The following is a 21,681-nucleotide window of genomic DNA, read 5'->3' as shown; positions in this document are numbered from 1 at the left end:
CATGGCCACGTGCGGCGCACCACGGCGCGATGGCCCGGTTGCGCTGTCGGCGTTGTTCGACGAGGCGCTGCGGCACCTTGAGCCGAAGGAACTGGCGCAGGGCACGGCGCCGAACCAGGACGGTTTCCTCTACAGCGGCAACCGCCATGAGAGCGTGCCGCGCCGACTGTTCCTCGACCGGCGCCTGACGCCGCTGGAGCGCAACGCCTGGCAGGTGTTCCGCCTGCAGCTCAGCGACGACGGCGTGACCGCCTTTCCCACCTACGACCAATTGCGCCCCTACCTGGCCTCGATGCCCTGCGCGGCGCAGGCATCGCACGAGACCGTGGCGCGCGCCCTGACGCTGCTGCGGCTGACGCGCTGGCTGAGCCTGGTGCGGCGGCGGCGCGACCCGAAGACCGGCCGCATCCAAGGCAACCTCTATGTGCTGCACGACGAACCGCTGTCGCCCTTCGAGGCGATGCAGCTCGATGCCGACTACCTCGGCCTGGTCAGCCAGGCGCTGACCCATGCCGCCAAGGCGGTGCAGATCGTGGGCATGAACACGCTCAAGGAGATTGCCGAAGACCCGCTGCTCAGCGGCCGAACGCTGCCGACCCGATTGCAGGTGCTGGCGCAGCGCATGGCGCGGCATGGCTGGACGACGCCAGATTATCCACAGGAGGGTGCCGACCACGAATCCGAAGAAGGCCAGGAAGCCCTTCTTCGGAATGGCGTGCGCCCTGCTTCGGAATCCGAAGCAGGGCTGGAACCCGCGCAGGACGGCCATCTTCGGATTCCGAAGCAGGACCGTACAGTACGTAATGATCGTATGAATGAAGTACGTACAGTACCGCGCGCGAGGGCCTTGCAGAACCTGCGGCTGCCAGACCGCTTCCAGCGTTTGAAGCACGAGCAGCAGTCCGGCGCGCTGGTGGCCTTGCGGCAGGTGGACGAAGCCCTGCGGCAGGCGGTGCTGGACGAATGGGAGGCGCGCTGCTGCAACAGCGCGGTGCGCAACCCGGCTGGCTACCTGTTCGGCATCATCCAGAAGGCGATCCGTGGGGAGTTCAAGGCCTGGGCGGGCGACAGCGCCACGGTGCCGCCTGCTTCCCGTCCACCCGCACCGGCACCGGCGCCATCGGCACCGCCGGTATCCCCCGAAGTGGCGCGCGCCCACCTGGCGCGGCTGCGGGCGGCTCTGCGCGACCCGTGACCGGCCGAGCTATCCCCAGGGGATAGCTGGGACAGGGAGCCTTCCGGCGGGTCAATCCGGCTACATCCTTGCCAAGGTCTCAATTGAGATACAAAATAGGGACTAATGCATAACAGGAGAAGCAACGATGGCCGCACAGACTTCGATGCTGCACATCCGTGTGGACGACAAGCTCAAGGCCGATGCCGCCGAGAAGCTCGCCGGGGTCGGCCTCACCGTTTCGGACGCCGTGCGCATCCTGCTGACCCGTGTGGTCAAGGAAGGCGCGCTGCCGGCTGGCCTCACGGCCGACCCGGAGGCCTACGATGCCTGGTTCCGGGCGAAGGTCCAGGAGGCGCTGGCCGACACACGGCCGCCGGTGCCGCACCAGCAGGTCATGGACGAGGCGCAGGCCCTGATCGACAGGAAGCGGCGTGCGCGTACTTGAGTGGCGGGAAGCTGCCCGCGCCGACCTGCTGGCGATTGTTGACTACATCTCGGACGACAACCCCGATGCCGCGCAGCGGTTGAAGGACGACATCGAGGCCAAGGCCGCAAAGCTGCCGGAGCGCCCGAAGCTCTACCGGCCTGGCCGCGTGGCCGGCACGCGGGAGATGGTCGTGCGTGCGAACTACGTGGTGATCTACATGGAGGACACCCGCGCGGTGTCCATCCTGCGCGTGTTGCACGCCGCGCAGCAGTGGCCGCCAGCACGGGAGTGAAGGCGGTTTTCATCAGTGGAGATTCACCATGAATGCCAAGGAGCCTGAAGCAGCCAAACTCAAGGCGCTGCAGGAAGCAGCTTGCATGGGCTGGGCCGACATCACCGCCGGCCGCCATGCCGATGTCGCCGACGGCCAACTCGAAGGTTTCATTGCACAGTTGGGACAGCAGGCGGCGCTTGCCGTCGCTACCCGCCGCGAGGCTATCCCCAGGGGATAGCTGGGACAGCCAGCCTTCCCGCCACGGACAAACCGGGCGCACGCCGATTGCGGTTTGTTGACTGACGGCCTTCCGGTCGGTGCCGATGCTGGCGACTCGTTCCGTTAATGCGAGTCGTCACCCATGGCCAATGAACCCCTGCAACTGAATCTCGGCTCGCTGCGCAGCGCGATGTCGCTGACGCTGCACACTCATCACGCTTCGCGCATCTGGCACGGCCGGGCGCCGACCGAGGGACGCGCCGGCATCATCGGTCTCAACGGCTTCATCAGCGCCATGAACAAGATGAAGCGCGGCGCCGAACAGGACGATCCGTACTCCGATTTCTGGATGCTGCGTATCGAAGACAAGCTGGAGCAGACCAAGAGCACGCTGCAGGCGCTGCGCGAGCAGGTGGACCAGGCGCTGGCCGGTGTACCCCCGGCGCTGTCGCTGGGCGAGAACATGAACGTGCAGCCGGTGAAGCTGCCGCTGTTCGTGAATGCCCAACTCGGCTTCATGGCGGTGTATTTGCTGGCCGACTACGACGACCTGGCACGCAAACTCATCCTGGCGCACCACACGGCGCTGATCGACCGCAGCACCTTGGAGCGCTGGCTCAATGACGGCGCGCACGCGCTGCGCAGCCTGTTCTCGCTGGCCCAGCAGTACCGCTACTCGGGCACGACGCGCGACGACTTCGCGGCGAAGAACGCCGCGGCGCGAGCGGCGCTGGAGAAGTTCGGCGAGTTGCCGCAGGACGTGCTGGAAGGCACGCGCCGCTCCCGCTTTGCGCCACCCATCGCACGGCGGGCGAACCGGCCCGGTGCGCCGGCTGCGGCGCCTGCCGCCGATGCGGTGAAGCTGGCACCGAAAGATGGCGCAGCCGATGGGGCACCAGACGAGGATGCCGCGGCATGACGGCATTGACTCCTTCCGCGCGCTTCGTTCCGCTGGAACAGGCGGACTTCCAGCGGCTGGAACACGCAGGCTACCTAAAAGGCCTTTTACAGCCTTTTAAGGGTAAGGGGAGTCTGGAGACCTGGGCCAACCAGTGCGCAGCGCTGCGCGACGACGTGATTGGCCTGGCGCAGCGGCGCGTGCTGCCCCAGGCGCGCGCCTACCCCTTCAGCCTGCTCGACGTGCAACTGGCCCAGCAGGCCACTGGTGCAGGGACGACCTTCCTGCGCTGGCGCAACCTCGACCGTTCCTCCATGGGCGTGGCGTTGTGGGAGGCCCTGCTGGCCAACCCCGCGACGCCGGCCTCGCTGATCGACGAGCTGTACGCGATCGAACTGCAGCGCATCGTGCTGAACATGCAGATCAGCCTGACCCACAGCATCGCTCGCCAAGCCCTGGAATGCGCCAACAAGGCCGCGCAGGCCGAAGCGGCTTACCTGCGGCGCGTCCACGGGCATACCGCGTCCGTTCCACCCACCACCAAGGAGTCACCATGAGCACGCACTTCGTCGGCGAGGGCAACATCGGTTCTGCGCCGGACTACCGCGAATTTCCGAACGGCAACGACGAGCCGCGCCGGCTGCTTCGCCTGAACGTCTACTTCGACAACCCGATCCCGAAGAAGGACGGCGAGTACGAAGATCGCGGCGGCTTCTGGGCGCCCGTGGAGCTGTGGCACCGCGACGCCGAGCACTGGAAGACGCTGTACCAGAAAGGTATGCGGGTGCTGGTCGAGGGCCGCACCGTGCGCGACGAATGGGAGGACGCCGACGAGAACGAACGGGTGACCTTCAAGATCGAAGCGCGGCGCGTGGGCATTCTGCCGTATCGCATTGAGGCGGTGACGTTGGGTGCGAAGCCCTCTGCATCTGATAGTGGTGCGCCGCAATCCTGACCAGCCAAGCAGGATCCCCACGGCTGTTCCCGTTCAGCTTGATGACGAGGACGGTCGCGTCATCGGTCGCCTTGTTCGTCAGACTGGCCACCGATCCGCTCAATCGACCAGCGGCCGGGCATTCTGCGGTCGCACGATCGTCACTAGCGTCCTAGCCCGCGTCAGGCCGACCCGCAGCAGCCGGCGGCTACGTTCAAACGGCGGCTGCTCATTCCTCTCATCGAAGAAGCTCGACTTGAAAGCGCCTTCCACGAGAACGACCCCATCGAACTCCTTTCCCTTGGCCTTGTGCATATTCATCAGGATGCAGCCTTGGGGGTCGCGCTCGGCTGCCACGAGCCGCTCCTGCTCGAGGATACGTTTGACTAGTTCGCTCGCACCTGCATAGCTGCTCAAGGCGAGCCAACGCTCGCCGAGTCCGGAGGCCAGAGCGTCGGTCGCCCTGAACAGCCGCACTAGCCGGGCCTCGCGGAACAGCTCATTCAGCGCTGGAATATCGTGAAGCACCCAGCGCGCCGCTTTCCAGTCCGCGACAGGTTCTCCGACCAGATCGATGCCAGCCTTGTAGACCGCGACGAGGGCTTTCGCGGCATTGATGCGCGGTCCTTCGCCCGTCGCCACCTTGGCTGCCGCCTCGTCATACTTACGTGCGTGCTCCGCCGCGGCGTTGGTCGGCTCCTCCGCGTTCTTCAGCTTGTAATATCCAGCAATGACCCGGAGCGTCCGCGCAAGGGTCTCTTCGGCCGGGCCGGTCGGCCATTCTAGGATTGACGCCACGACCACCGCCGCCGCCGCGGAAAGCTCAGCATCCCAAACGACATCATGTTCGATGACGGGTAGGGTCTGCTTGTTGTAAGTGTGCGTCTCCGACAGGATCACCGAAAGGTCGGCGATGAGCGAATTGCTTCTCGACAGCACCGCCACGCTCGGATGCTCGACCCCCTTCTTCCGCAACGCGCTGAAGGTCCATATCACCGCTGCATGGACCGTTGCGGCAAACGTGTTCTGCCAGTACGAAACCTGTTTGATGTCTGGGGTGGCCGGCAGCGGACTGTGGTTGTGCAGTACTGCGTCGGCGAACTGAAGGATTCCCGCGTTTGGGCTTCTGTGGTTTTCCCCGCCCAGATCGAACTCGGTGACCTGGATATCCTCTCGGAGAATATCCAGCCGGCGCGGATCGATATCATCCCGGTAATCAAAGATCCGCTGTTCTGGATCGGCAAGGCAGAACACGTCCGTGACTTCAGCCAGAGCGCGAACGATCCGCCACTGGTTGTCGTCGGTGTCCTGGAACTCGTCGACGATGATCATCGGAAACCGATCGGCAATGAGGTCGCGCAGCGCCGCGCATCCCTCCAGTAGGTCTGCCGCGCCCGCTGCGAAGAGATCGAAGCAGTAGAGCCCTTGCTCCGATGCCAGACGTCGTCGCTCGACCATCCAATCCCCATCGAACGCCGATTTCTGAAGACGTTCCTCCCCGTGGTAGAGAAAGCGGATCGGCCGGCCGTGCAGGAGGCGGCCGTGGGCTTCCAGAATCTCCATGCAAAAGGCGTGATAGGTCTGGACGGTGACGGCCCGCCGTTCGGCTGGCGTCAGGATCTCCTTGCAGCGCAGGAGAACCTGGCGGATGGCAGCGCGCGAGAAGCTGAGAAAGAGGATTCCCTGTCCTGGCTTGAGCGTCGCAGACTGGCGCTGGGCCTTCAGCAGGGCGATCGTGGTCTTGCCGGAGCCGGGCCCGCCGAGGACCAAAAGGTGTCCGCCTTGTGCGATGACCGCCTTGCGTTTTTCGCACAGCTCCAGCTTCATTAGAAGAGATCCTCCAAGTCGTCCGGCGGCGGTGCTGCGACATCTTCGGAAACGGCGCTCAGCGCCTTGTGGATGGTTTCAAGGATTTCTCGGATCGTCGCCGGTAGCTGGTCGGCGTGCTGGCACTGGCTGATCATCATGGCGGCATAGCCGTAAGCGTCGCCCTTGCGCGCCTTCAAAACCTTCGTCGCCAATGCAGTTACCTCACCATCGCCCGCCGCCGGATCATAGACGCCGACACTGGGATAGTCGGGTCGATCCTTCACCTCATTGAGAAACCGCCTCACAACTGCGATGGGCGTCTCCTTTACGAGCAGCTCCTCAATGCCCTTCTCGGGGGACTCCCAAACCTGCGTATAGCTCTTCAGCTTGTCCATCGCATCCTGGTTCAGCGGGGCGTTGGGTTTGTCGTAGAAACCGAAGGCGAGCTTTCCGAGCGCCGAAAACACCGGACCATGACGCGGTACCGAGCCATCCCCGCCGGCATTGAAAATGCTGACGCCAGCCAGATCGAGGTGGGTGTAGTCCTCCGGATTGAGGGACGCCTCCATGATCGACGAAGCTACCGGAAATAGGGCTGCCTCCGTCGATCCCTCCACGACCAGCACCGCCCGGCTCAGAATTGCCTCGGCGAATTGACGCCGTTCGACGCGGAACGTCTTGGACTTAGAGCGGCTAACAAAACCCGGGAAGATGGCGAAGACAGATGACCGAGCAGGCGAGAGACAGCAGGGCCAGATGGATATCGATCCGGCGTTCGAAACGGATGCGCAGCTTGCCCATGCCCGCGAACCAAGCATGAGTGCGCTCGACTACCCAACGATAGCGTCCCAGCCTATCGTTGCGTTCTATCCCCTTGCGGGCGATACGCGGGGTGATACCTCGCTGGTTGAGGTGATCGCGGCAGCGGTCGATGTCGTAGGCCTTGTCGGCGTGCAGCTTGCCCGGCCAGCGTTGCGGACGCCCCGGCTTGCCAGCGATCGGGGGCAGTGCATCAACCAACTCCTCGAATACCACCGAGTCGTGCCGGTGGGCTCCGGTGACACAGAACGCCAAGGGAATGCCGTTGCAGTCGGTGATCAGGTGCCGCTTGCTACCGAGCTTACCGCGATCGGTCGGGTTCGGCCCGGTGTAGGCGCCCCCCGGGGGGCGGCCACACTGGCCGCGTCCAGGCTGGCTCGACTCAGGTCCAGCTTGTCGGCCCGGCGCAGTTCGGCCAACAGGACCTGATGCAGACGATGCCAGACCCCGGCGGCTTGCCAGTCGCGCAACCGCCGCCAGCAGGTCATGCCGCTGCCGTAGCCCAGTTCCTGGGGCAACTCCTCCCACGGGATGCCGGTGCGCAGGACATAGACGATACCGTTGAGGGCTTGTTGGTCGCTCACGCGCGGTCGCCCTCCCTTGGGCGAGGGCTTCACGGGCGGGATCAAAGGTTCGATGCGCTTCCACAGCGCGGCGGGAATCTCTTTGCGACGTGCCATGCAGGCGATTTTGTCATCACCGCTCAGGTGTACAAGGCGGTTTTGTTAGCCGCTCTTAGAGCGGCTAACAAAACCCGGGAAGATGGCGAAGACAGATGACCGAGCAGGCGAGAGACAGCAGGGCCAGATGGATATCGATCCGGCGTTCGAAACGGATGCGCAGCTTGCCCATGCCCGCGAACCAAGCATGAGTGCGCTCGACTACCCAACGATAGCGTCCCAGCCTATCGTTGCGTTCTATCCCCTTGCGGGCGATACGCGGGGTGATACCTCGCTGGTTGAGGTGATCGCGGCAGCGGTCGATGTCGTAGGCCTTGTCGGCGTGCAGCTTGCCCGGCCAGCGTTGCGGACGCCCCGGCTTGCCAGCGATCGGGGGCAGTGCATCAACCAACTCCTCGAATACCACCGAGTCGTGCCGGTGGGCTCCGGTGACACAGAACGCCAAGGGAATGCCGTTGCAGTCGGTGATCAGGTGCCGCTTGCTACCGAGCTTACCGCGATCGGTCGGGTTCGGCCCGGTGTAGGCGCCCCCCGGGGGGCGGCCACACTGGCCGCGTCCAGGCTGGCTCGACTCAGGTCCAGCTTGTCGGCCCGGCGCAGTTCGGCCAACAGGACCTGATGCAGACGATGCCAGACCCCGGCGGCTTGCCAGTCGCGCAACCGCCGCCAGCAGGTCATGCCGCTGCCGTAGCCCAGTTCCTGGGGCAACTCCTCCCACGGGATGCCGGTGCGCAGGACATAGACGATACCGTTGAGGGCTTGTTGGTCGCTCACGCGCGGTCGCCCTCCCTTGGGCGAGGGCTTCACGGGCGGGATCAAAGGTTCGATGCGCTTCCACAGCGCGGCGGGAATCTCTTTGCGACGTGCCATGCAGGCGATTTTGTCATCACCGCTCAGGTGTACAAGGCGGTTTTGTTAGCCGCTCTAACTTGCACGCGACTGCCTCCGGCTATTATTCCGGCAAGAATTGACTGCGGTGGACGTAGTTGCGCCCATGAGAAGCATCCGCTCCAGCCAATGGGACGATGCCCTGCATGGAACTCAACAGCCCTCCGTTGGAACGGCTCGATCACACTCGCCAGCAGCTTCCACGGCACAATTTCCTGCATACGCCCCAGGAATGCTTTCCATCGGGTCACGGTTTCCTGCCTGCAAACTCGGCCGATGCGAAACTCAACTACCCGTGGGCTTCGAGCCCCTTGAGTACCCGTCATTTCATGCGTTAGAAGGGCCTCACCGCAATCAGCTGTTCACGCAGCCACTGATGTCCTAAATCTTCGTCAAAGCGCGGATGCCAACCGACCTGCAGCTGGAACGGATCGAATGCGAATGGGAGGTCGAAGCGGTCGATCATGTGATCAAAGCGGTGTAGGAAGCGCTCAGGCAACGTCGCCAGGCAGTTCGTGCGCTCAAGTATCGGTGGCACCGCTGTGTAGTACTGCACGGATACCGTGGTGTGTCGATAATGCCCCAGCTCTGCAAGAAAATCATCGATCCCACTGTGATAACTGCCATTGGTAGACACCAGCACATGCTCATAAGCGCAGTATTGCTCCAGCGTCATTGCAGCCGTGCCGCGAGGATGCCCTTTGCGTTGGGCCACCTGAAACCTGTCGTCGACCAGATCATGGGTGCGCAAACCAGGGGGCATGAAGGCTCGGGTGCCGATCACCAGGTCGATGCGGCCGCGAGCTGCAAGATCCAGGACCTCATCCCGGGGTATCTGGAGCATGGCCAATCTAATGCCTGCATACGACTGCTTCCGAATGCACTCGATGAGATCCAGTCCAATCGTCATCGCGGCATTGTCATTGAGGGCGATCGTGAAATCGCGCTTGGCCGTGCTGGGATCGAAAGCGTAGGGCGCCTCGACAAGATCCTCAAGCCGTGTCAGCAACTCATGCAGGGGTGATTTCAGCTGCGCTGCACGTGGCGTCAACCGCATACCTCGGCCGCGCTCGGCCGGCACCAGCAAAGGATCATCAAGCACCTGCCGCAAGCGGGCCAATTGGGCTGAGAGTGCAGGCTGGCTGATGGCTAAGCGTCGTGCTGCACGAGTGACGTTGGCCTCTTCAAGCAGAACATCCAACGACACCAGTAGACCCATGTCGTGCTTCTTCATAACTTTAATCTATTGCTAGCTACTATCAAATATCAATTTTACAGATCCATTCCTGGCGCTGTCTAATCTCGCTGTACACCCTGCTACAGGAGAATAGTCATGCATACCTACGAAACAAAGCTTGCTTTGGCCAAGCAGTTTCATGCCGCACTGACCCGCCGCGACTGGCAGGCGATCCGTAAGCTTCTTACCGACGATGCCACCTGGGTTCTGCCCGGAGACAATCAGATCTCTGGTCCAGCGGTCGGTGCGGAAGCAGTCGTTGCCAGAGCTGAGCTAATTGCCAGCTTCGGCCTGAATTTCGAGCTCAAGCACATTCTGGTAAGCCGGGATAATGTCGCGCTCTCGCTGCATAACACTGCACGCCGGAATGACCTCGTACTGGACGAGCATCTGGCTACGGTCTGCACCTTGCGCGATGGCAAGATCGCTGCTATCGAGACCTACCTGTCCGACCTGCCGGGCATGAATGCCTTTTTTGCCAGGGACTGAAGGTTCGAGGTCAAGGCGACGCCCTCGGTCGAGAGTGGAGCTTGGCCGAGCTTGCCGATGCCCATGCCGTCATAGCCCGATCGGCGAACTCGGCCCGCCATTGCTATCGCGCCGAGTCAGGCCTGCGCTACCGGCTCCTAGGAAACCATCATGGCGTCGACTTGGTCACGTCAGCGCAGTTCACTTGCGCTACGGCCATGACGCCTATATGATTCGTATACGTTTCATATACAACTAGACACATGGGTATCGTGAACATCGACGACGATCTGCATGACCAACTGCGCAAGGCCAGCGCAGTATCGTGCCGGTCGATCAACGCACAGGCAGCCTTCTGGATCAGGATCGGCATGCTGTGTGAAATGAATCCAACGCAAAGCTTCAACGATATCGTTGCTCGTGAACTGCGGGCCGCGGGCGTTGTGGCGCAACCCATCAAGATGGGGGCGTCATGACCAAACGGCCAGAAGAAATCGCGCTGATGGCGGAGTCAGGCCAGCTTTTGGCACAGGTGTTCAGCCATCTTGATCGGCTGAATCTGATTGGCATGTCCACGATGCAGGTCAATGATCTGGTCGATGACCTCATCGTCCATGAATTCAACGCACGCCCGGCCAGCAAAGGGCAATACGGTTACGCCTACGCGCTAAACGCCTCCCGCAACCATGTGGTCTGCCACGGCGTTCCTTCCGCCGAGGACATCCTGCAGGACGGGGACATCGTCAATTTCGACATCACGCTGGAGAAGAATGGCTACATCGCCGATTCCAGCAAGACCTATCTGGTGGGCCAGGTGTCGCAGCCGGCACGGCGGCTCGTGCAAGTGGCTTATGAAGCGATGTGGAAAGGCATCCAGGCTGTCCGCCCAGGTGCCACGCTCGGTGACGTGGGCCACGCCATCGAGCGGCATGCCCGCAGGAATGGTTATTCGATCGTCCGGGAATACTGTGGGCACGGTATCGGTCGTGAAATGCACGAGGACCCCCAGGTTTTGCACTGGGGCAAGCCGCGAACGGGGCTAGTACTGCGCGAAGGCATGGTTTTCACCATAGAGCCGATGGTGAACCAAGGACGACGTGCCATTCGAACTGAGGACGACGGCTGGACGGTGGTTACGCGCGATGGGCAATTGTCGGCTCAGTTCGAGCATACCGTTGCTGTCACCGGGAACGGTGTGCGTGTCTTGACGCTGCGCCCGGGCGAAAAGGCGTTGCACTGATCCAGTGTGGTAGCGATACGGACTTTCGCTCAGGACCTGACTTTGCCTTCGGGTAAGAACACGCCGTTGCCGGCGTGCTCTCGGTGCGTGTCAAGGTAGTTGTCGCCTGATCTCATGCAGCTAATCGGTTACTTGTCATGCTGTCGGCTTTGCCTCGGCGCGCCCGCATCGCGGTCGGGATTGAGGGTGACGGCGCCAACGCGGCTCCAGTTGCGGGTCGGTCCGGTCCTGCGCTGCGGATGACGCTGGCGGGCAAGCTCGTATACCCATCTGCGTGCCTGCAACTGGACCTCATCCTGACCGGCATGGCGAACGGCCGGGGCCACGAAGCGCAGCCCGCTGTGCAGGTGCTCGTGGTTGTACCAGTGCACGAACTGCGCCGCCCACGTCCGTGCAACGCCCTTCGGGGGGCGAGCTTTTCGCCGCGTATTAGCTGCGAGGCGCTTCGATTGCGCACCGCCGCGATGTCCGCTTCACCCCTTCCCTGGCAGTGAACGGCAGAAATTCTCAATCAATGGAGTCAATGCATCCGGTGTTTCTAACATAGGCAAATGCCCTGCATCTGGTACTACGGTCATGACGGCTTGCGATACGCGGGGAAGTAATTCTTTCCTCAGTACCTCGGGCGAATCCACGCGATCCCGCTCGCCTGCAATAACAAGCGTAGGTACGTCGATGGCACCTACCTGTCCAGTGATGTCTTCCAAGCTGGTCGCTCTGGGCCAAGCTAGCTTGGCCGCTGGCGCGCCACGCAAGCTGTCCGCGATCACTTGTTCGCGATCCTCCGCTGACAGCGGGAGGGCCGTCAGCACGTTATCGATAGTCGCCTCCACTGTTTCACGGTTTGCGTAGGCTCCTGCCATCATTTCGCGTGCCTCTTTCGGCAAGATCATTGGCGATGGCGGTGAAGGAGCGACGAGAACCAACCCGGCCAGTCCGGCAGGCCGCCGCGACGCCATAAGCTGAGCGACCTTGCCCCCCATCGAGTGACCGATCAGAACGTAGCGCTTCGGGTGCAGCGCTGCAATCACGCCCTCTGCATCGGCTGCAAGGTCTGCCAGCCCGTAGCCCATCGAAGGCGCGTCGGATTGACCCCAGCCGCGATGATCGAGAGCAAGCGTATGGAAGTTCGGCGCCAGCCTGGAGCAGACGTGCTTCCAAGTGCGGGAGGAGCCGCCCCAGTAATGCAGAAAAACGAGTGACGGATCGCCTTGCCCTTGCTCCTCGACATGGATCTCTATGCTGTTCGATTCGATCTTCATTGGAACATCCTTTTGCTAAAGCCCACCGGGGATCGGCTGGCTACAGTGCTAGGCTAGACCCATTCCATTCGGACGATAATAGGCCTAGATTTATCACCACCTGATAATCAGGATATCGAATGAGGTGGTATGGATAGATTGCTCAGCATGGCGGTGTTCGTCTCCGCAGTCGAAGAAGGCAGCTTGGTAAGCGCCGCTCGACGGTTTGGCCTGTCACCCTCGATGGCGGGCAAGCACGTTTCCGCGATCGAGGAACAGCTGAAAGTTCGGTTGCTTCAACGCAGCACGCGCAAGTTGACGCTAACGGATGTAGGAAGGTCCTACTACACGCGATGCAAGCGCTTACTGGAAGAGTACGAGGACGCGAATCGCGAAGCCCAGGACGCGCAACAGAGTGTGCGTGGAATGTTGCGCGTGGCTGCGCCGACAACCTTTGGGGCACTGCATCTTGGTCGCGTTGTATCGAATTATCTGGCTGAATACCCCGATGTCTCGATCGAGACCACGCTGAGCGATCGCTATGTCGATCTACTGGCAGATGGCATCGACATTGCTATCCGCATCGGCCGTCTGCAAGACTCCGATCTCGTTGCTCGGCGGCTCGCCTCGTGTCGCATGATGTTCTGCGCAGCGCCATCCTTTTTGGCACGACATGGCGAGCCGAAAACCGTCGAACAGCTCCGCCAGGCACCTCGGCTCGCTTTCTCCCAGGCGGTTTCAGCCGGAGACTGGAGCGTCACGGATGCTAACGGCCAGACCCATCACATTGATGGTGCGATCCGGCTCGCTGCAAACAACATGCAGATGCTGCTAGCGGCAGCGCTGACAGGGGCGGGGGTGGTCTACGGCCCCAGCTTCGTGTTCGAGCAGTCCATCGCCAGCGGTGCGCTTCGTGTCCTGCTGGCCGACCACAAAACAACTGATTTGGCGATTCATGCCATCTATCCGAGCAAGCGGCATGTGTCGTTGAAAGTTCGCCGCTTCATCGAGCATCTGAGCATGAGCTTCGGCGACACGCAGCCATGGGATCTCATGCATAGGAGCACTACGGCTTGAGGTTGCCCCTGAGCCCTGGAATGCATAGCCCCAGCCCTGAGAATGCCGGGCGTTGGACGCGCCCCAAACGTAGCGTGGCGGTTGCCTTGCTCAAACAGCAGTCGAGCGCTTGTCTTCGTGGTGCGTCCGCTGGCCTCGCCTCTAGGCCGGCAGAAGCCCGGTTGCCCTGTAGCTCGTGATCAACGTATCGAAAAGACTTAAGTCGGAACGCCCACGTGCCATCAGCTGCGCTCCTGTGATTGCAGCATAGATGGCCTGCGCGCGTTCTTTCGCGATGTTCGGATTGACAATCCCGGCGCTCGCCAAAACCTTAGCCAGCCATGTGATATGCACATCAGAGAATGTTCGAACTTCTTGCCTCACATTCTCGGGAAGGTCATCGTATTCAGCCGTCATGAAACTGCACAGGCAGATGCGGTTGTCGTTCTCCAGCGCCTTCCTGAACATATTGGGATATCTGCGCAAGCAATCTGTGGGGTCCGGAAACCGATTCAACAGTTCTTCCAATTGCGTCGACGAATTTTCCCAGTATCGTCTGGCAACTGCAGCAGCAAGAGCCGCCTTGCTCGGGAAATGATGGTAAAGACTTGCAGGTTTGACACCGACTTCTTCGGCCAAGCGGCGAACGCTCAAGCCACCGTAACCGTGCGCCTGGGCGATTCGTGTTGCAATGGACAAGATCTTGTCACTGGAGTTCGTGTTTCTCTGACTCTCCACGGCTGTCGCCCTCGACTTGTGTAATGACGCTCCACTGCGGTATCTTGTCTTGCGACCGTCTGGTTACGAGTACGTCGAACGGCCTACCTGCGAGCAAATGCGGGTTGGCTCTTTACGCTGGGGCGCATTTTCATCCTTTCGTACCATGCCAAGAGCGCCGTGCATTCGGCGGGTACCGCCAAGTCGACGATATCAGCGAATATCAGTCCGGCGATGACCGTAATGTCGGCCATGGAGAACGCGTCGCCGGCAACATAAGCTCGCTTGCGAAGCACATCGTCGAAATAATGCATGCCTCGCAAGGCCTTGTCGCGCTGCCTGAGTCCCCATTCCCTGTTCTGGTATTGCTCCACCAGTGGCCCCAAACCCGGCGTTCCATGGTGGAAGTAAACACTGATGGCGTCAAGCAGCTCCAGTTCGGCGCGCTTGCTCATCATGTGAATCATTCCCCTCTCGAACGCTGTGGAGCCCGTCAAAACCGGACCGCCGACAAGCGCATCGAGATACTCCGTGATGGCGGTGCACTCGGCAATGCACGTTCCATCCGCAAGCTCAAGCACCGGAACCGTTCCGGAGTAGTTTTTATCCGAGATGAACCTGGGATCCTTGTGCTCCCCCTTGCGGAGATCAACCATCACGAACTCCACGCGTGACTGGAGGTTTTTTTCTGCTAGGGCGATCCGGACACGCGTCGGGTAAGGGCCCCGAGGGAAGTCGTAGATCTTCAGCGGAAATCCCGCCTCACCATCGACTGGTCCTGCAACCGCACTCATTCGAGAACTCTCCATGTGGTGAATTCGTATCGGTCAACAACCGATAACGATCCGAGAATACCTAACGATCGTTAGTTAGAATGCTATTCCGTAGCAATGGCGATGTCAACTGCATCGCCGTCGCACCTGCCGGTCAAGCCATGTGATCGTTTGCACTCCCCAGCGACACCTCATTCGCCTCCGACCGCTGGGTTGCATTCATGCGTGACCAAGCGCGCCGGGATGAGGTTCGTCAACGAGATTGTGCGCATCACAAATGAAGCACTGAAGTCCGCTGCCGCGGCTGTTGCTGGACTCTGGCGGCGCAACCTCGGCGAGGGCTCAAGCGCGATCTCGCCCAGCGCAGTCTGCTGCCGGGGATGGTGGAATCGGCGTTGTTGATGGGGCATTGCAACAGTGCCGATGTGTGATCCGCCTGGCATCGGCCTCTCGAGTGCGTGATCGCCTTTGGCGTCACGATGACTCCTCCCCTGGAAATGCTTATTGCTGCCTTTTGATGGCGTTTCAACTCGTCGCCAAGTATTTTGCCGTGAAGTCAAGAAACGCGCGCACTTTGGCGGACGACACCTCGCTGCGTTCCAGGTAGGTCGCGTAGATGTCGGCGTTGGGTAGCTTCCAATCCCCCAGCAATGGAATCAGTTCGCCCCGGGCCAGGTAGGGTGCGATTTCCCATGCTGAGCGGATGGCGATGCCATGGCCGTCCAGCGTCCAGCGCAGCACGGCGTTGCCATCGTTGCTCGATAGCACATTGTCGACTTTGACCGTCTCGGTGGACTTTCCGCGGCGGAAATGCCAAGCGCCGTAGGCCGCATCGTTTTCCCGAACGATCAAGCAGGCGTGACGCACCAAGTCGTGCGGAACGTTCGGCTTACCGTTCTGGGCAACATAGGCCGGCGAAGCGCATAAAAGACGGTGATTGCGCAGCAACAACCTTGCATTGATCCGGGTGCTGGGGGGATCGCCGAAGCGGATGCCGATGTCATAACCGTGTTCGCGCAGGTTCAAGGGCTGGTCGGTCAATTGCAGTTGCACCCGTATGGCGGGATAGCGGGCAACGAACGCCGAAATGGCCGGTGCCACCCGCGCACGACCGAAACCGTATGAGGCATTGACACGGAGCAGTCCGGCCGGTTCGGCATGGCCGCGGATCAGCACTTGCTCAAGTTCCTGCAATTCCCCGAGCAGGCGTGATCCCTCGGCCAGGTAGCGTTCGCCCTCCGGCGTGAGTGTCAGGCGTCGTGTCGTGCGATGGGTCAGGCGCACGCCGAGCCGCTTTTCCAAATGCGCCAGGCGCTTGCTGACCGCTGGCGGGGTGACGCCAAGTTCGCGCGCGGCCGCAGCCGAGCTGCGATGGCGCGCCACTAGGGTGAAAAGGCGGATGTCGGAGAACTCGGACATGATGCTCCAATTCGTTCTTATAAGTTATGAATTGAATAAATATAATTCAATAACGCCGTTCTGATGCAGGAATAGAATGGCCGTCGGAACATGGAGGCAAGGGATGTTCGAAGGCTTTTCCGACGTATCCGCCACGGTCGATGGCATCAAGATTCATGCGTTGATGGCCGGCACCGGGCCGGCGCTGCTTCTGCTGCATGGACACCCTCAGACACACGCGATCTGGCACAAGGTGGCTCCGACGCTGGCGCGGCAATTCACGGTTGTCGTTGCGGACCTGCGCGGCTATGGCGACAGCGGGAAGCCGCCAGGCGAGCCAGACCACGCCAACTATGCCAAGCGTCGGATGGCCTTGGACCAAGTGCGATTAATGCAGGCGCTGGGCCTGCCGACGTTCGCGGTGATCGGTCATGACCGGGGTGGTCGGGTCGCGGCGCGGATGGCGCTGGATCATCCAGATGTGGTATCCCGCCTGGTCACGCTGGATGTGGCACCCACGCTGGCGATGTACCAGCAGACCTCATTCGAATTCGCGCACGCCTACTGGCACTGGTTCTTCCTCGTGCGACCGTCGCCTTTCCCAGAGACGTTGATCCGGGCCGACCCGGATCTCTACCTGAAGCAGACCATGGGAGCCCGCAGTGCCGGCCTGAAGCCTTTCGCGCCGGAGGCCTATGCTGCCTATCTGCGTTGCCTGTCCGATCCGGCAACCGCACATGGCATCTGCGAGGACTACCGTGCCTCGGTAGGTATCGACCTCGAACACGATCAGGCCGATCTTGCCGCGGGCAAGCAGATCCAATGTCCCTTCCTGGCATTGTGGGGACGCGATGGCGTGATCGAACGGTGCTTCGACCCTCTGGCCGAGTGGCGCCGCTGGAATCCCGGCGTAAAGGGTATGGCGCTGCCCTGCGGCCACTACATCCCGGAGGAAGCACCCGAGGTGTTGCTCGATCACGTCCTCGCCTTCCTGCCTTCATGAATGTCCTCGAGCCTGCCCATGCCAGCGACGACGCTTTACCGAAAACTGGTCGATTCGCACACCGTCGAACGCCTGGATGTCGACAACGTGCTGCTATATGTCGACCTGCACATCATGAACGAATACACCAGCCCACAAGCTTTTGCAGGACTGGCGCAACGTGGATTGCGGGTGCGGCGCCCACACCAGCAAATGGGCGTGGTCGATCACGTCATCCCCACGCGCCCGGTGCCGATCGCGGCGCGTACGATCGACATCGCCCCCGCCGCACGGCAAGCGGCGAACTTTGCCGCCAACTGTGCTGAGCAGGGGATTGAGCTGTTCGACGTGCGTGATCCGATGCAAGGAATCGAGCATGTCGTCGCGCCGGAACTTGGCCTGATCCGTCCCGGCATGGTCGTATTATGCGGCGACAGCCATACCACGACCTACGGTGCCCTCGGGGCACTCGGGTTCGGGATCGGCACGTCGGAAGTGGAGCATGTGCTTGCCACGCAGACTCTGGTGTACCGCGTGGCCAAGGACATGCGAATCCAAGTCGATGGTCGACTGCCTCTGGGGACGACGTCCAAGGACCTGATCTTGCACATCATCGCCAAGATCGGAGCACAAGGCGCGCGTGGCTATGCGGTCGAGTATGTCGGCGAAGCTATCGCCGCACTGTCCGCCGAGGCGCGCATGACCTTGTGCAACATGACCGTGGAAGCCGGTGCCCGCGCGGCGCTGATCGCGCCTGACGCGATCACATCCGACTACGTGTCCGAGCGGATCTGCGATATGGACGACGCTGCGCTGGCGGCCGCGCACACGGCATGGAAGCAACTCCGCACGGACGCATCGGCGCGTTTCGATGCCGAGCATCGCTTCGATGCTTCCGAGGTCGCCCCCTATGTCACCTGGGGGACCAGTCCCGACCAGGCGCTGCCGGTGAATGGCACCGTGCCGCCATTGAGCGACGCCTCGGGTGATATCGAGAAGGCAACTTGGCACAAGGCGCTGGATTACATCGGCTTGGCGCCTGGCACGCCGATCGAAGGTATTCCGATCGACCGCGTGTTCATCGGTTCGTGTACGAATGCCCGCATCGAGGACCTGCGCGAGGTGGCGCGGGTGGTGCAGGGGCGCAAGGTTGCACCAAGCGTGCGGGCGATGGTGGTGCCTGGCTCCGGGCTGGTCCGTGACCAGGCCGAACGCGAAGGGATCGCGCAGGTGCTGGTCGAGGCAGGGTTCGAATGGCGACAGCCGGGCTGTTCGATGTGCCTGGCGATGAACGACGACGTACTCGCGCCGGGCGAGCGTTGCGCCTCTACGACCAACCGCAACTTCGAGGGTCGGCAGGGCCGGGGCAGCCGCACGCATCTGATGAGTCCGGCCATGGCTGCCGCTGCCGCAATCGCCGGACGCATCGTCGACATTCGCAAGGAGTTCCGTGCATGAGCGAAACGCACCGTATCACAGGCGTGGCGGCGCCATTGCCAATCGGCAACCTGGACACCGACCAGATCATGCCCAAGCAGTTCCTGCTGGGGATCGACAAGAGCGGATTGGCAGACGGACTGCTGCATGACCTGCGTTTCGACACCGAAGGTCGGCTTCGCCCGGACTTCGTGCTCAACCGTCCGGAATATCGCGGCGCGCGCATTCTGTTGGGCGGGGCGAACTTCGGCTGCGGATCGAGCCGGGAGCACGCGGTATGGGGATTGCAGCAGGCCGGGTTCGATGCTGTCGTCGCGCCGAGTTACGGAGAGATCTTCTATTTCAATGCGATGAACAATCGCCTGCTGCTTGTCACCTTGCCGCCGGAGCAGGTCCAGGCGTTGATGGACAGCGTGGCGCATGGCCAGGAAAAGCGCCTGACCATCGACGTGGAGAAGCAAATCGTTTCCACGCCGCAGGGCGATGAATATCCCTTCGATTTGCAACCCAGGCAGAAGCGGATGCTGGTCGATGGCTTGGACATGATCGGCATGACCTTGCGCGATGCAGCAGCCATCGACCGGTTCGAAGCTGAGCATTGGCAGGTACGTCCCTGGTGCCGTGTCGATATCGCCAGGACGCGGGCAAGAAAACGCGGTGCGGGCTTGAATTCCGTACGCAGCCAAGGACAGGCCTTGTCCTCCGAAAAGGAAAGGTAGCGATGAACATGGCGATCATGGGGAACGGATGGTTAACGTTCAGCCACTGCCTGCTTGCGGCGGCTGGGCGATGTGTATTTCACGACAGGGACACGGAACCCCCTACCGAGATGCGGCCGTGTCGGATTCGCTGATGAAGTTCATCGGCGTCTTGCCGAGCCGCCGTTTGAACATGGTGGAAAACGCGCTGGGGCTGTCGTAGCCCAGATCCAGCGCCACCTGCGTGACGGACTGCCCAGCCGATAGCCGGGGCAGCGCCGCCAGCAGGCAGGCTTGCTGCCGCCATGCCCCGAAACTCATGCCCGTCTGCTGGTGAAAGAACCGGGTGAAAGTGCGCAGGCTCTTGTGCAGCCGTTGCGCCCACATCTGCGGCGTGGCCTGGATGCTGGGCGACTTCAGGAACGCCTTGCACAGCCGTGCAAGCTGGCGGTCTTGGGGGATCGGCGCGAACAGGGGCATCGTCTGCGTCTGGCGCACTTCGTGCAGCAGCAACTGCGCCAGCGCACCGTCGCGCCCGTCCTCGTCGTACAGCGCGGGCATGTCCGCCGAGGCCAGCAGCAACTGGTGCAGCAGAGGGGAGATGACCAGCGCCTCGCAGTGATCTGCCGGGCGCGGCGCGGCAGCCGGCTCGATGTAGAGGCTGCGCGTACTCACACCCTGCATCCGCACGCGGTGGGGTTTGCCGGCGGGAATCCACACGCCGCTGTACGGTGGAATGGCCCATGCGCCATCGTCCGTTTCCACTTCCATCACCCCGCTCATGCCGTACAGCACCTGGGCGCGCCGGTGCGTATGGGTGTCGAGCAAGGTGCCCGGCGGGTAATCGGTGCCGATGGCCAGCACGGGGCGCGCCACGGCATCCACGGAGTCCAGCGGTATGTTGCGCATGGCAATGGATGGCCTAAACAAAAGGATTATTGACCAATCAGCGAGAGACAGCCAATTCGGCGCACCCTATCGTGAAGTTTCGTCCTCTCACGATGCGGTTTCCGCCATGTACTTCCTGCTTTTGTTCTTTGGTTTCCTCGCCGGGATAACGACCGTGCTGTTCGGCTTCGGCGGTGGCTTCGTCGTCGTGCCCGTGCTGTATTCCGTGCTCCTGGCTACGCATGGCGGCAGCGCCGTGGGCGACGCCGCCATGCACGTGGCCGTTGCCACGTCCACCTGCGTGATGATCTTCGGTGCGGGGCTGGCGACGATGCGCCATCACAAAGCTGGCACGGTGCCGTGGGATCAGGTGCGCCCGCTACTGGGCTACATCGCCGTGGGCGCAATACCGGGCGCGGCTGCCGCATTGGCATTGAGCGGGGACTGGGTACGCTGGGCCTTCATCTTCTACCTGGGGTTGACGATCCTCGACAGCATCCTGCGGCCGGGCTTCACCCAGGAAACGGCTGCGCGGATTCGTCCATGGGGACGGTGGATGACCGCTGCCGCAGGCACGGCGATTGGTGCGATCGCCGCCTTCCTGGGCGTGGGCGGCAGCGTGATGACCGTGCCGCTGATGCGCCGCCGCGGCGCCAGCATGACCGCTGCGACAGCAGCGGCCAACCCACTGTCGCTGCCAATGGCCGTGGTCGGCTCGGCGACTTATGCGCTGCTGGCGTGGAACGATGCACCGCTGGGTGCATGGCACGCGGGTTACATCGACTTGCGCGCTTGCGCGGTCTTGGCGGTTGGTTCATGGCTGGGTATCCGGGCCACATCGAGGTGGATTGGCCGGATTCCCGATACCATTCACGCCAAGGCATACATCACGCTGCTGTGCGTCGTTCTGCTGGTGATGCTGGTGGCTTAGTCTTCTCTGCCTCTAGCTGTGATCTCTCAGTAGGTTGTTCATCCGGGGCTCCTGGGGGCTGGTTTGGCTTCGTAACCCCCATCTTCCAGAGATGCCCCGGATGAACAACCTACTGAGAGATCACAACTAGTCCACAATGCAGGTCAACGATCTGATCGTTGGCCTCATCGCCCACGAGCTCAAAGCGTTCCCGGCCAGCAAAGGGCAGTACGGGTACGTCTATGCGCTCAACGCCTCCCGCGACCATGTGGTCTGCCGCGGCATTCCTTCCGCCGAGGACATCCAGTAGGACTGGGGACATCGTCTAGGCTCAAGTCGCAACAACCAGATACGTGGCCGTTGTCATCGCCGATATCAATCTCGGCCAGCAATCAAGCCACATCGGCGTCCGATGTGAACAGCTTGGGCCACGGGGCCGGATCGGCCCATACCCATCCACTGCACACAGTCAGCTCATGGCACGCGCGTAGGTCCGGATCAGCGAGTCGGG

27 protein-coding genes are annotated in these 21,681 nt (G+C 61.9%); 16 read left to right on the top strand and 11 right to left on the bottom strand.

What is annotated here, in order from left to right:
• The first annotated feature begins 1 nt into the window (after window position 1).
• The 7 genes from M3M27_RS05480 (at window position 2) to M3M27_RS05450 (ending at window position 3,950) form a co-directional block, all read left to right on the top strand.
• Entirely contained in the window at window positions 2–1,195 is a 1,194-nt protein-coding gene (locus M3M27_RS05480; RefSeq protein WP_434027402.1) for an STY4528 family pathogenicity island replication protein, read from the top strand.
• A gap of 127 nt (window positions 1,196–1,322) precedes the next feature.
• Window positions 1,323–1,622, top strand: a complete 300-nt coding sequence (gene relB, locus M3M27_RS05475; protein ID WP_009618210.1) for a type II toxin-antitoxin system RelB family antitoxin — start codon at window positions 1,323–1,325, stop codon at window positions 1,620–1,622.
• A complete protein-coding gene (locus M3M27_RS05470) occupies window positions 1,609–1,896 on the top strand; it encodes a type II toxin-antitoxin system RelE/ParE family toxin (RefSeq protein ID WP_241286820.1) in 288 nt (95 codons plus the stop codon). The genes relB and M3M27_RS05470 overlap by 14 nt, the downstream gene beginning before the upstream one ends.
• A gap of 28 nt (window positions 1,897–1,924) precedes the next feature.
• Entirely contained in the window at window positions 1,925–2,116 is a 192-nt protein-coding gene (locus M3M27_RS05465) for a hypothetical protein (protein ID WP_009618207.1), read from the top strand.
• 123 nt (window positions 2,117–2,239) lie between these two features.
• Window positions 2,240–3,016 (top strand): PFL_4669 family integrating conjugative element protein, encoded by a 777-nt coding sequence (locus M3M27_RS05460; protein ID WP_434027401.1) that lies wholly within the window; start codon window positions 2,240–2,242, stop codon window positions 3,014–3,016.
• Window positions 3,013–3,552, top strand: coding sequence for a DUF3158 family protein (locus M3M27_RS05455; RefSeq protein ID WP_044061217.1), 540 nt, complete (start codon window positions 3,013–3,015; stop codon window positions 3,550–3,552). The genes M3M27_RS05460 and M3M27_RS05455 overlap by 4 nt, the downstream gene beginning before the upstream one ends.
• On the top strand, window positions 3,549–3,950 hold the full coding sequence (locus M3M27_RS05450) for a single-stranded DNA-binding protein (RefSeq protein ID WP_032963659.1): 402 nt from the start codon (window positions 3,549–3,551) through the stop codon (window positions 3,948–3,950). Before M3M27_RS05455 ends, M3M27_RS05450 begins: the two co-directional genes overlap by 4 nt.
• A 99-nt stretch (window positions 3,951–4,049) precedes the next feature.
• Here the strand turns inward: M3M27_RS05450 and M3M27_RS05445 are convergent, their stop codons facing one another.
• From M3M27_RS05445 to M3M27_RS05425, 5 genes are all read right to left on the bottom strand, one after another.
• A complete protein-coding gene (locus tag M3M27_RS05445) occupies window positions 4,050–5,756 on the bottom strand; it encodes a UvrD-helicase domain-containing protein (RefSeq protein ID WP_434027400.1) in 1,707 nt (568 codons plus the stop codon).
• The gene (locus tag M3M27_RS05440) at window positions 5,756–6,364 is read right to left on the bottom strand and encodes a hypothetical protein (protein WP_434027399.1); all 609 of its coding nucleotides are present in this window, start codon (window positions 6,362–6,364) and stop codon (window positions 5,756–5,758) included. Before M3M27_RS05440 ends, M3M27_RS05445 begins: the two co-directional genes overlap by 1 nt.
• Window positions 6,365–6,431: 67 nt before the next feature.
• Window positions 6,432–7,237, bottom strand: a protein-coding gene (locus M3M27_RS05435; protein ID WP_130531530.1) for an IS5 family transposase whose coding sequence is annotated in 2 segments (ribosomal slippage) — window positions 6,432–6,907 and window positions 6,907–7,237 — 807 coding nt in all. Because the reading frame shifts where the segments join, the coding sequence is not laid out codon by codon here.
• 64 nt (window positions 7,238–7,301) lie between these two features.
• Window positions 7,302–8,107, bottom strand: a protein-coding gene (locus M3M27_RS05430) for an IS5 family transposase (protein WP_130531530.1) whose coding sequence is annotated in 2 segments (ribosomal slippage) — window positions 7,302–7,777 and window positions 7,777–8,107 — 807 coding nt in all. Because the reading frame shifts where the segments join, the coding sequence is not laid out codon by codon here.
• A 352-nt stretch (window positions 8,108–8,459) separates the two neighbouring features.
• Window positions 8,460–9,359: a LysR family transcriptional regulator gene (locus M3M27_RS05425; RefSeq protein WP_230589615.1), complete on the bottom strand. Its 900-nt coding sequence runs from the start codon at window positions 9,357–9,359 to the stop codon at window positions 8,460–8,462.
• A gap of 99 nt (window positions 9,360–9,458) precedes the next feature.
• Between M3M27_RS05425 and M3M27_RS05420 the strand changes: the two genes are divergently transcribed.
• The 3 genes from M3M27_RS05420 (at window position 9,459) to map (ending at window position 11,070) form a co-directional block, all read left to right on the top strand.
• The gene (locus tag M3M27_RS05420) at window positions 9,459–9,851 is read left to right on the top strand and encodes a nuclear transport factor 2 family protein (RefSeq protein ID WP_001554375.1); all 393 of its coding nucleotides are present in this window, start codon (window positions 9,459–9,461) and stop codon (window positions 9,849–9,851) included.
• Window positions 9,852–10,093: 242 nt separating this feature from the next.
• Window positions 10,094–10,306, top strand: coding sequence for a ParD-like family protein (locus M3M27_RS05415; protein ID WP_001554376.1), 213 nt, complete (start codon window positions 10,094–10,096; stop codon window positions 10,304–10,306).
• A complete protein-coding gene (gene map / locus M3M27_RS05410; protein WP_001554377.1) occupies window positions 10,303–11,070 on the top strand; it encodes a type I methionyl aminopeptidase in 768 nt (255 codons plus the stop codon). The genes M3M27_RS05415 and map overlap by 4 nt, the downstream gene beginning before the upstream one ends.
• 128 nt (window positions 11,071–11,198) lie before the next feature.
• Here map and M3M27_RS05405 read toward each other — a convergent pair whose 3' ends face one another.
• Together M3M27_RS05405 and M3M27_RS05400 are read right to left on the bottom strand one after the other, a co-directional pair.
• Window positions 11,199–11,441, bottom strand: a complete 243-nt coding sequence (locus M3M27_RS05405) for a hypothetical protein (RefSeq protein WP_052754977.1) — start codon at window positions 11,439–11,441, stop codon at window positions 11,199–11,201.
• Window positions 11,442–11,543: 102 nt separating this feature from the next.
• Window positions 11,544–12,332, bottom strand: coding sequence for an alpha/beta fold hydrolase (locus M3M27_RS05400; protein ID WP_434027398.1), 789 nt, complete (start codon window positions 12,330–12,332; stop codon window positions 11,544–11,546).
• Between the two features lie 147 nt (window positions 12,333–12,479).
• On the opposite strand from M3M27_RS05400, the gene M3M27_RS05395 reads away from it, so the two are divergent.
• Window positions 12,480–13,388, top strand: a complete 909-nt coding sequence (locus M3M27_RS05395; RefSeq protein ID WP_434027397.1) for a LysR family transcriptional regulator — start codon at window positions 12,480–12,482, stop codon at window positions 13,386–13,388.
• A gap of 141 nt (window positions 13,389–13,529) precedes the next feature.
• On the opposite strand, the gene M3M27_RS05390 is transcribed toward M3M27_RS05395, so the two are convergent.
• From M3M27_RS05390 to M3M27_RS05380, 3 genes are all read right to left on the bottom strand, one after another.
• On the bottom strand, window positions 13,530–14,105 hold the full coding sequence (locus M3M27_RS05390; RefSeq protein WP_434027396.1) for a TetR/AcrR family transcriptional regulator: 576 nt from the start codon (window positions 14,103–14,105) through the stop codon (window positions 13,530–13,532).
• An 83-nt stretch (window positions 14,106–14,188) separates the two neighbouring features.
• A complete protein-coding gene (locus M3M27_RS05385; RefSeq protein WP_009618127.1) occupies window positions 14,189–14,878 on the bottom strand; it encodes a glutathione S-transferase in 690 nt (229 codons plus the stop codon).
• A 504-nt stretch (window positions 14,879–15,382) separates the two neighbouring features.
• Complete coding sequence (locus M3M27_RS05380; protein WP_434027395.1) at window positions 15,383–16,276, bottom strand: LysR family transcriptional regulator; 894 nt, start codon at window positions 16,274–16,276, stop codon at window positions 15,383–15,385.
• Between the two features lie 103 nt (window positions 16,277–16,379).
• Here M3M27_RS05380 and M3M27_RS05375 point away from each other — a divergent pair, with 103 nt between their 5' ends.
• Genes M3M27_RS05375 through leuD form a run of 3 tightly spaced genes read left to right on the top strand, consistent with a single transcriptional unit; the run spans window position 16,380 to window position 19,393 of the window.
• Window positions 16,380–17,258: an alpha/beta fold hydrolase gene (locus M3M27_RS05375; protein ID WP_062737774.1), complete on the top strand. Its 879-nt coding sequence runs from the start codon at window positions 16,380–16,382 to the stop codon at window positions 17,256–17,258.
• 18 nt (window positions 17,259–17,276) lie between these two features.
• Window positions 17,277–18,695, top strand: coding sequence for a 3-isopropylmalate dehydratase large subunit (gene leuC / locus M3M27_RS05370; protein WP_043223483.1), 1,419 nt, complete (start codon window positions 17,277–17,279; stop codon window positions 18,693–18,695).
• Entirely contained in the window at window positions 18,692–19,393 is a 702-nt protein-coding gene (leuD, locus tag M3M27_RS05365; protein ID WP_223850484.1) for a 3-isopropylmalate dehydratase small subunit, read from the top strand. Before leuC ends, leuD begins: the two co-directional genes overlap by 4 nt.
• Before the next feature lie 102 nt (window positions 19,394–19,495).
• On the opposite strand, the gene M3M27_RS05360 is transcribed toward leuD, so the two are convergent.
• Window positions 19,496–20,236, bottom strand: coding sequence for an AraC family transcriptional regulator (locus M3M27_RS05360; RefSeq protein ID WP_434027394.1), 741 nt, complete (start codon window positions 20,234–20,236; stop codon window positions 19,496–19,498).
• A gap of 34 nt (window positions 20,237–20,270) precedes the next feature.
• On the opposite strand from M3M27_RS05360, the gene M3M27_RS05355 reads away from it, so the two are divergent.
• Together M3M27_RS05355 and M3M27_RS05350 are read left to right on the top strand one after the other, a co-directional pair.
• A complete protein-coding gene (locus M3M27_RS05355) occupies window positions 20,271–21,191 on the top strand; it encodes a sulfite exporter TauE/SafE family protein (RefSeq protein WP_434027393.1) in 921 nt (306 codons plus the stop codon).
• Between the two features lie 136 nt (window positions 21,192–21,327).
• Complete coding sequence (locus M3M27_RS05350) at window positions 21,328–21,480, top strand: hypothetical protein (RefSeq protein ID WP_155271661.1); 153 nt, start codon at window positions 21,328–21,330, stop codon at window positions 21,478–21,480.
• Window positions 21,481–21,681: the final 201 nt, after the last annotated feature.

It is taken from the genome of Xanthomonas boreopolis, from assembly GCF_046529185.1.
GTDB classification, from domain to species: Bacteria; Pseudomonadota; Gammaproteobacteria; order Xanthomonadales; family Xanthomonadaceae; genus Pseudomonas_S; species Pseudomonas_S boreopolis.
Note: the sequence above shows the minus strand (reverse complement) of the source record. Positions and strands in the feature narration are given on the sequence as shown.

Excerpts from the sequence above, each read along its gene's own strand:
- relB (WP_009618210.1), top strand. The coding sequence starts at position 1,323 with ATGGCCGCACAGACTTCGATGCTGCACATCCGTGTGGACGACAAGCTC.
- M3M27_RS05350 (WP_155271661.1), top strand. The coding sequence starts at position 21,328 with ATGCAGGTCAACGATCTGATCGTTGGCCTCATCGCCCACGAGCTCAAA.
- M3M27_RS05460 (WP_434027401.1), top strand. The coding sequence starts at position 2,240 with ATGGCCAATGAACCCCTGCAACTGAATCTCGGCTCGCTGCGCAGCGCG.
- M3M27_RS05455 (WP_044061217.1), top strand. The coding sequence starts at position 3,013 with ATGACGGCATTGACTCCTTCCGCGCGCTTCGTTCCGCTGGAACAGGCG.
- M3M27_RS05445 (WP_434027400.1), bottom strand. The coding sequence starts at position 5,756 with ATGAAGCTGGAGCTGTGCGAAAAACGCAAGGCGGTCATCGCACAAGGC.
- M3M27_RS05415 (WP_001554376.1), top strand. The coding sequence starts at position 10,094 with ATGGGTATCGTGAACATCGACGACGATCTGCATGACCAACTGCGCAAG.
- leuC (WP_043223483.1), top strand. The coding sequence starts at position 17,277 with ATGCCAGCGACGACGCTTTACCGAAAACTGGTCGATTCGCACACCGTC.
- M3M27_RS05380 (WP_434027395.1), bottom strand. The coding sequence starts at position 16,276 with ATGTCCGAGTTCTCCGACATCCGCCTTTTCACCCTAGTGGCGCGCCAT.
- M3M27_RS05425 (WP_230589615.1), bottom strand. The coding sequence starts at position 9,359 with ATGAAGAAGCACGACATGGGTCTACTGGTGTCGTTGGATGTTCTGCTT.
- map (WP_001554377.1), top strand. The coding sequence starts at position 10,303 with ATGACCAAACGGCCAGAAGAAATCGCGCTGATGGCGGAGTCAGGCCAG.
- M3M27_RS05385 (WP_009618127.1), bottom strand. The coding sequence starts at position 14,878 with ATGAGTGCGGTTGCAGGACCAGTCGATGGTGAGGCGGGATTTCCGCTG.
- M3M27_RS05450 (WP_032963659.1), top strand. The coding sequence starts at position 3,549 with ATGAGCACGCACTTCGTCGGCGAGGGCAACATCGGTTCTGCGCCGGAC.
- M3M27_RS05395 (WP_434027397.1), top strand. The coding sequence starts at position 12,480 with ATGGCGGTGTTCGTCTCCGCAGTCGAAGAAGGCAGCTTGGTAAGCGCC.
- M3M27_RS05375 (WP_062737774.1), top strand. The coding sequence starts at position 16,380 with ATGTTCGAAGGCTTTTCCGACGTATCCGCCACGGTCGATGGCATCAAG.
- leuD (WP_223850484.1), top strand. The coding sequence starts at position 18,692 with ATGAGCGAAACGCACCGTATCACAGGCGTGGCGGCGCCATTGCCAATC.
- M3M27_RS05420 (WP_001554375.1), top strand. The coding sequence starts at position 9,459 with ATGCATACCTACGAAACAAAGCTTGCTTTGGCCAAGCAGTTTCATGCC.
- M3M27_RS05465 (WP_009618207.1), top strand. The coding sequence starts at position 1,925 with ATGAATGCCAAGGAGCCTGAAGCAGCCAAACTCAAGGCGCTGCAGGAA.
- M3M27_RS05400 (WP_434027398.1), bottom strand. The coding sequence starts at position 12,332 with ATGAAGATCGAATCGAACAGCATAGAGATCCATGTCGAGGAGCAAGGG.
- M3M27_RS05480 (WP_434027402.1), top strand. The coding sequence starts at position 2 with ATGGCCACGTGCGGCGCACCACGGCGCGATGGCCCGGTTGCGCTGTCG.
- M3M27_RS05355 (WP_434027393.1), top strand. The coding sequence starts at position 20,271 with ATGTTGCGCATGGCAATGGATGGCCTAAACAAAAGGATTATTGACCAA.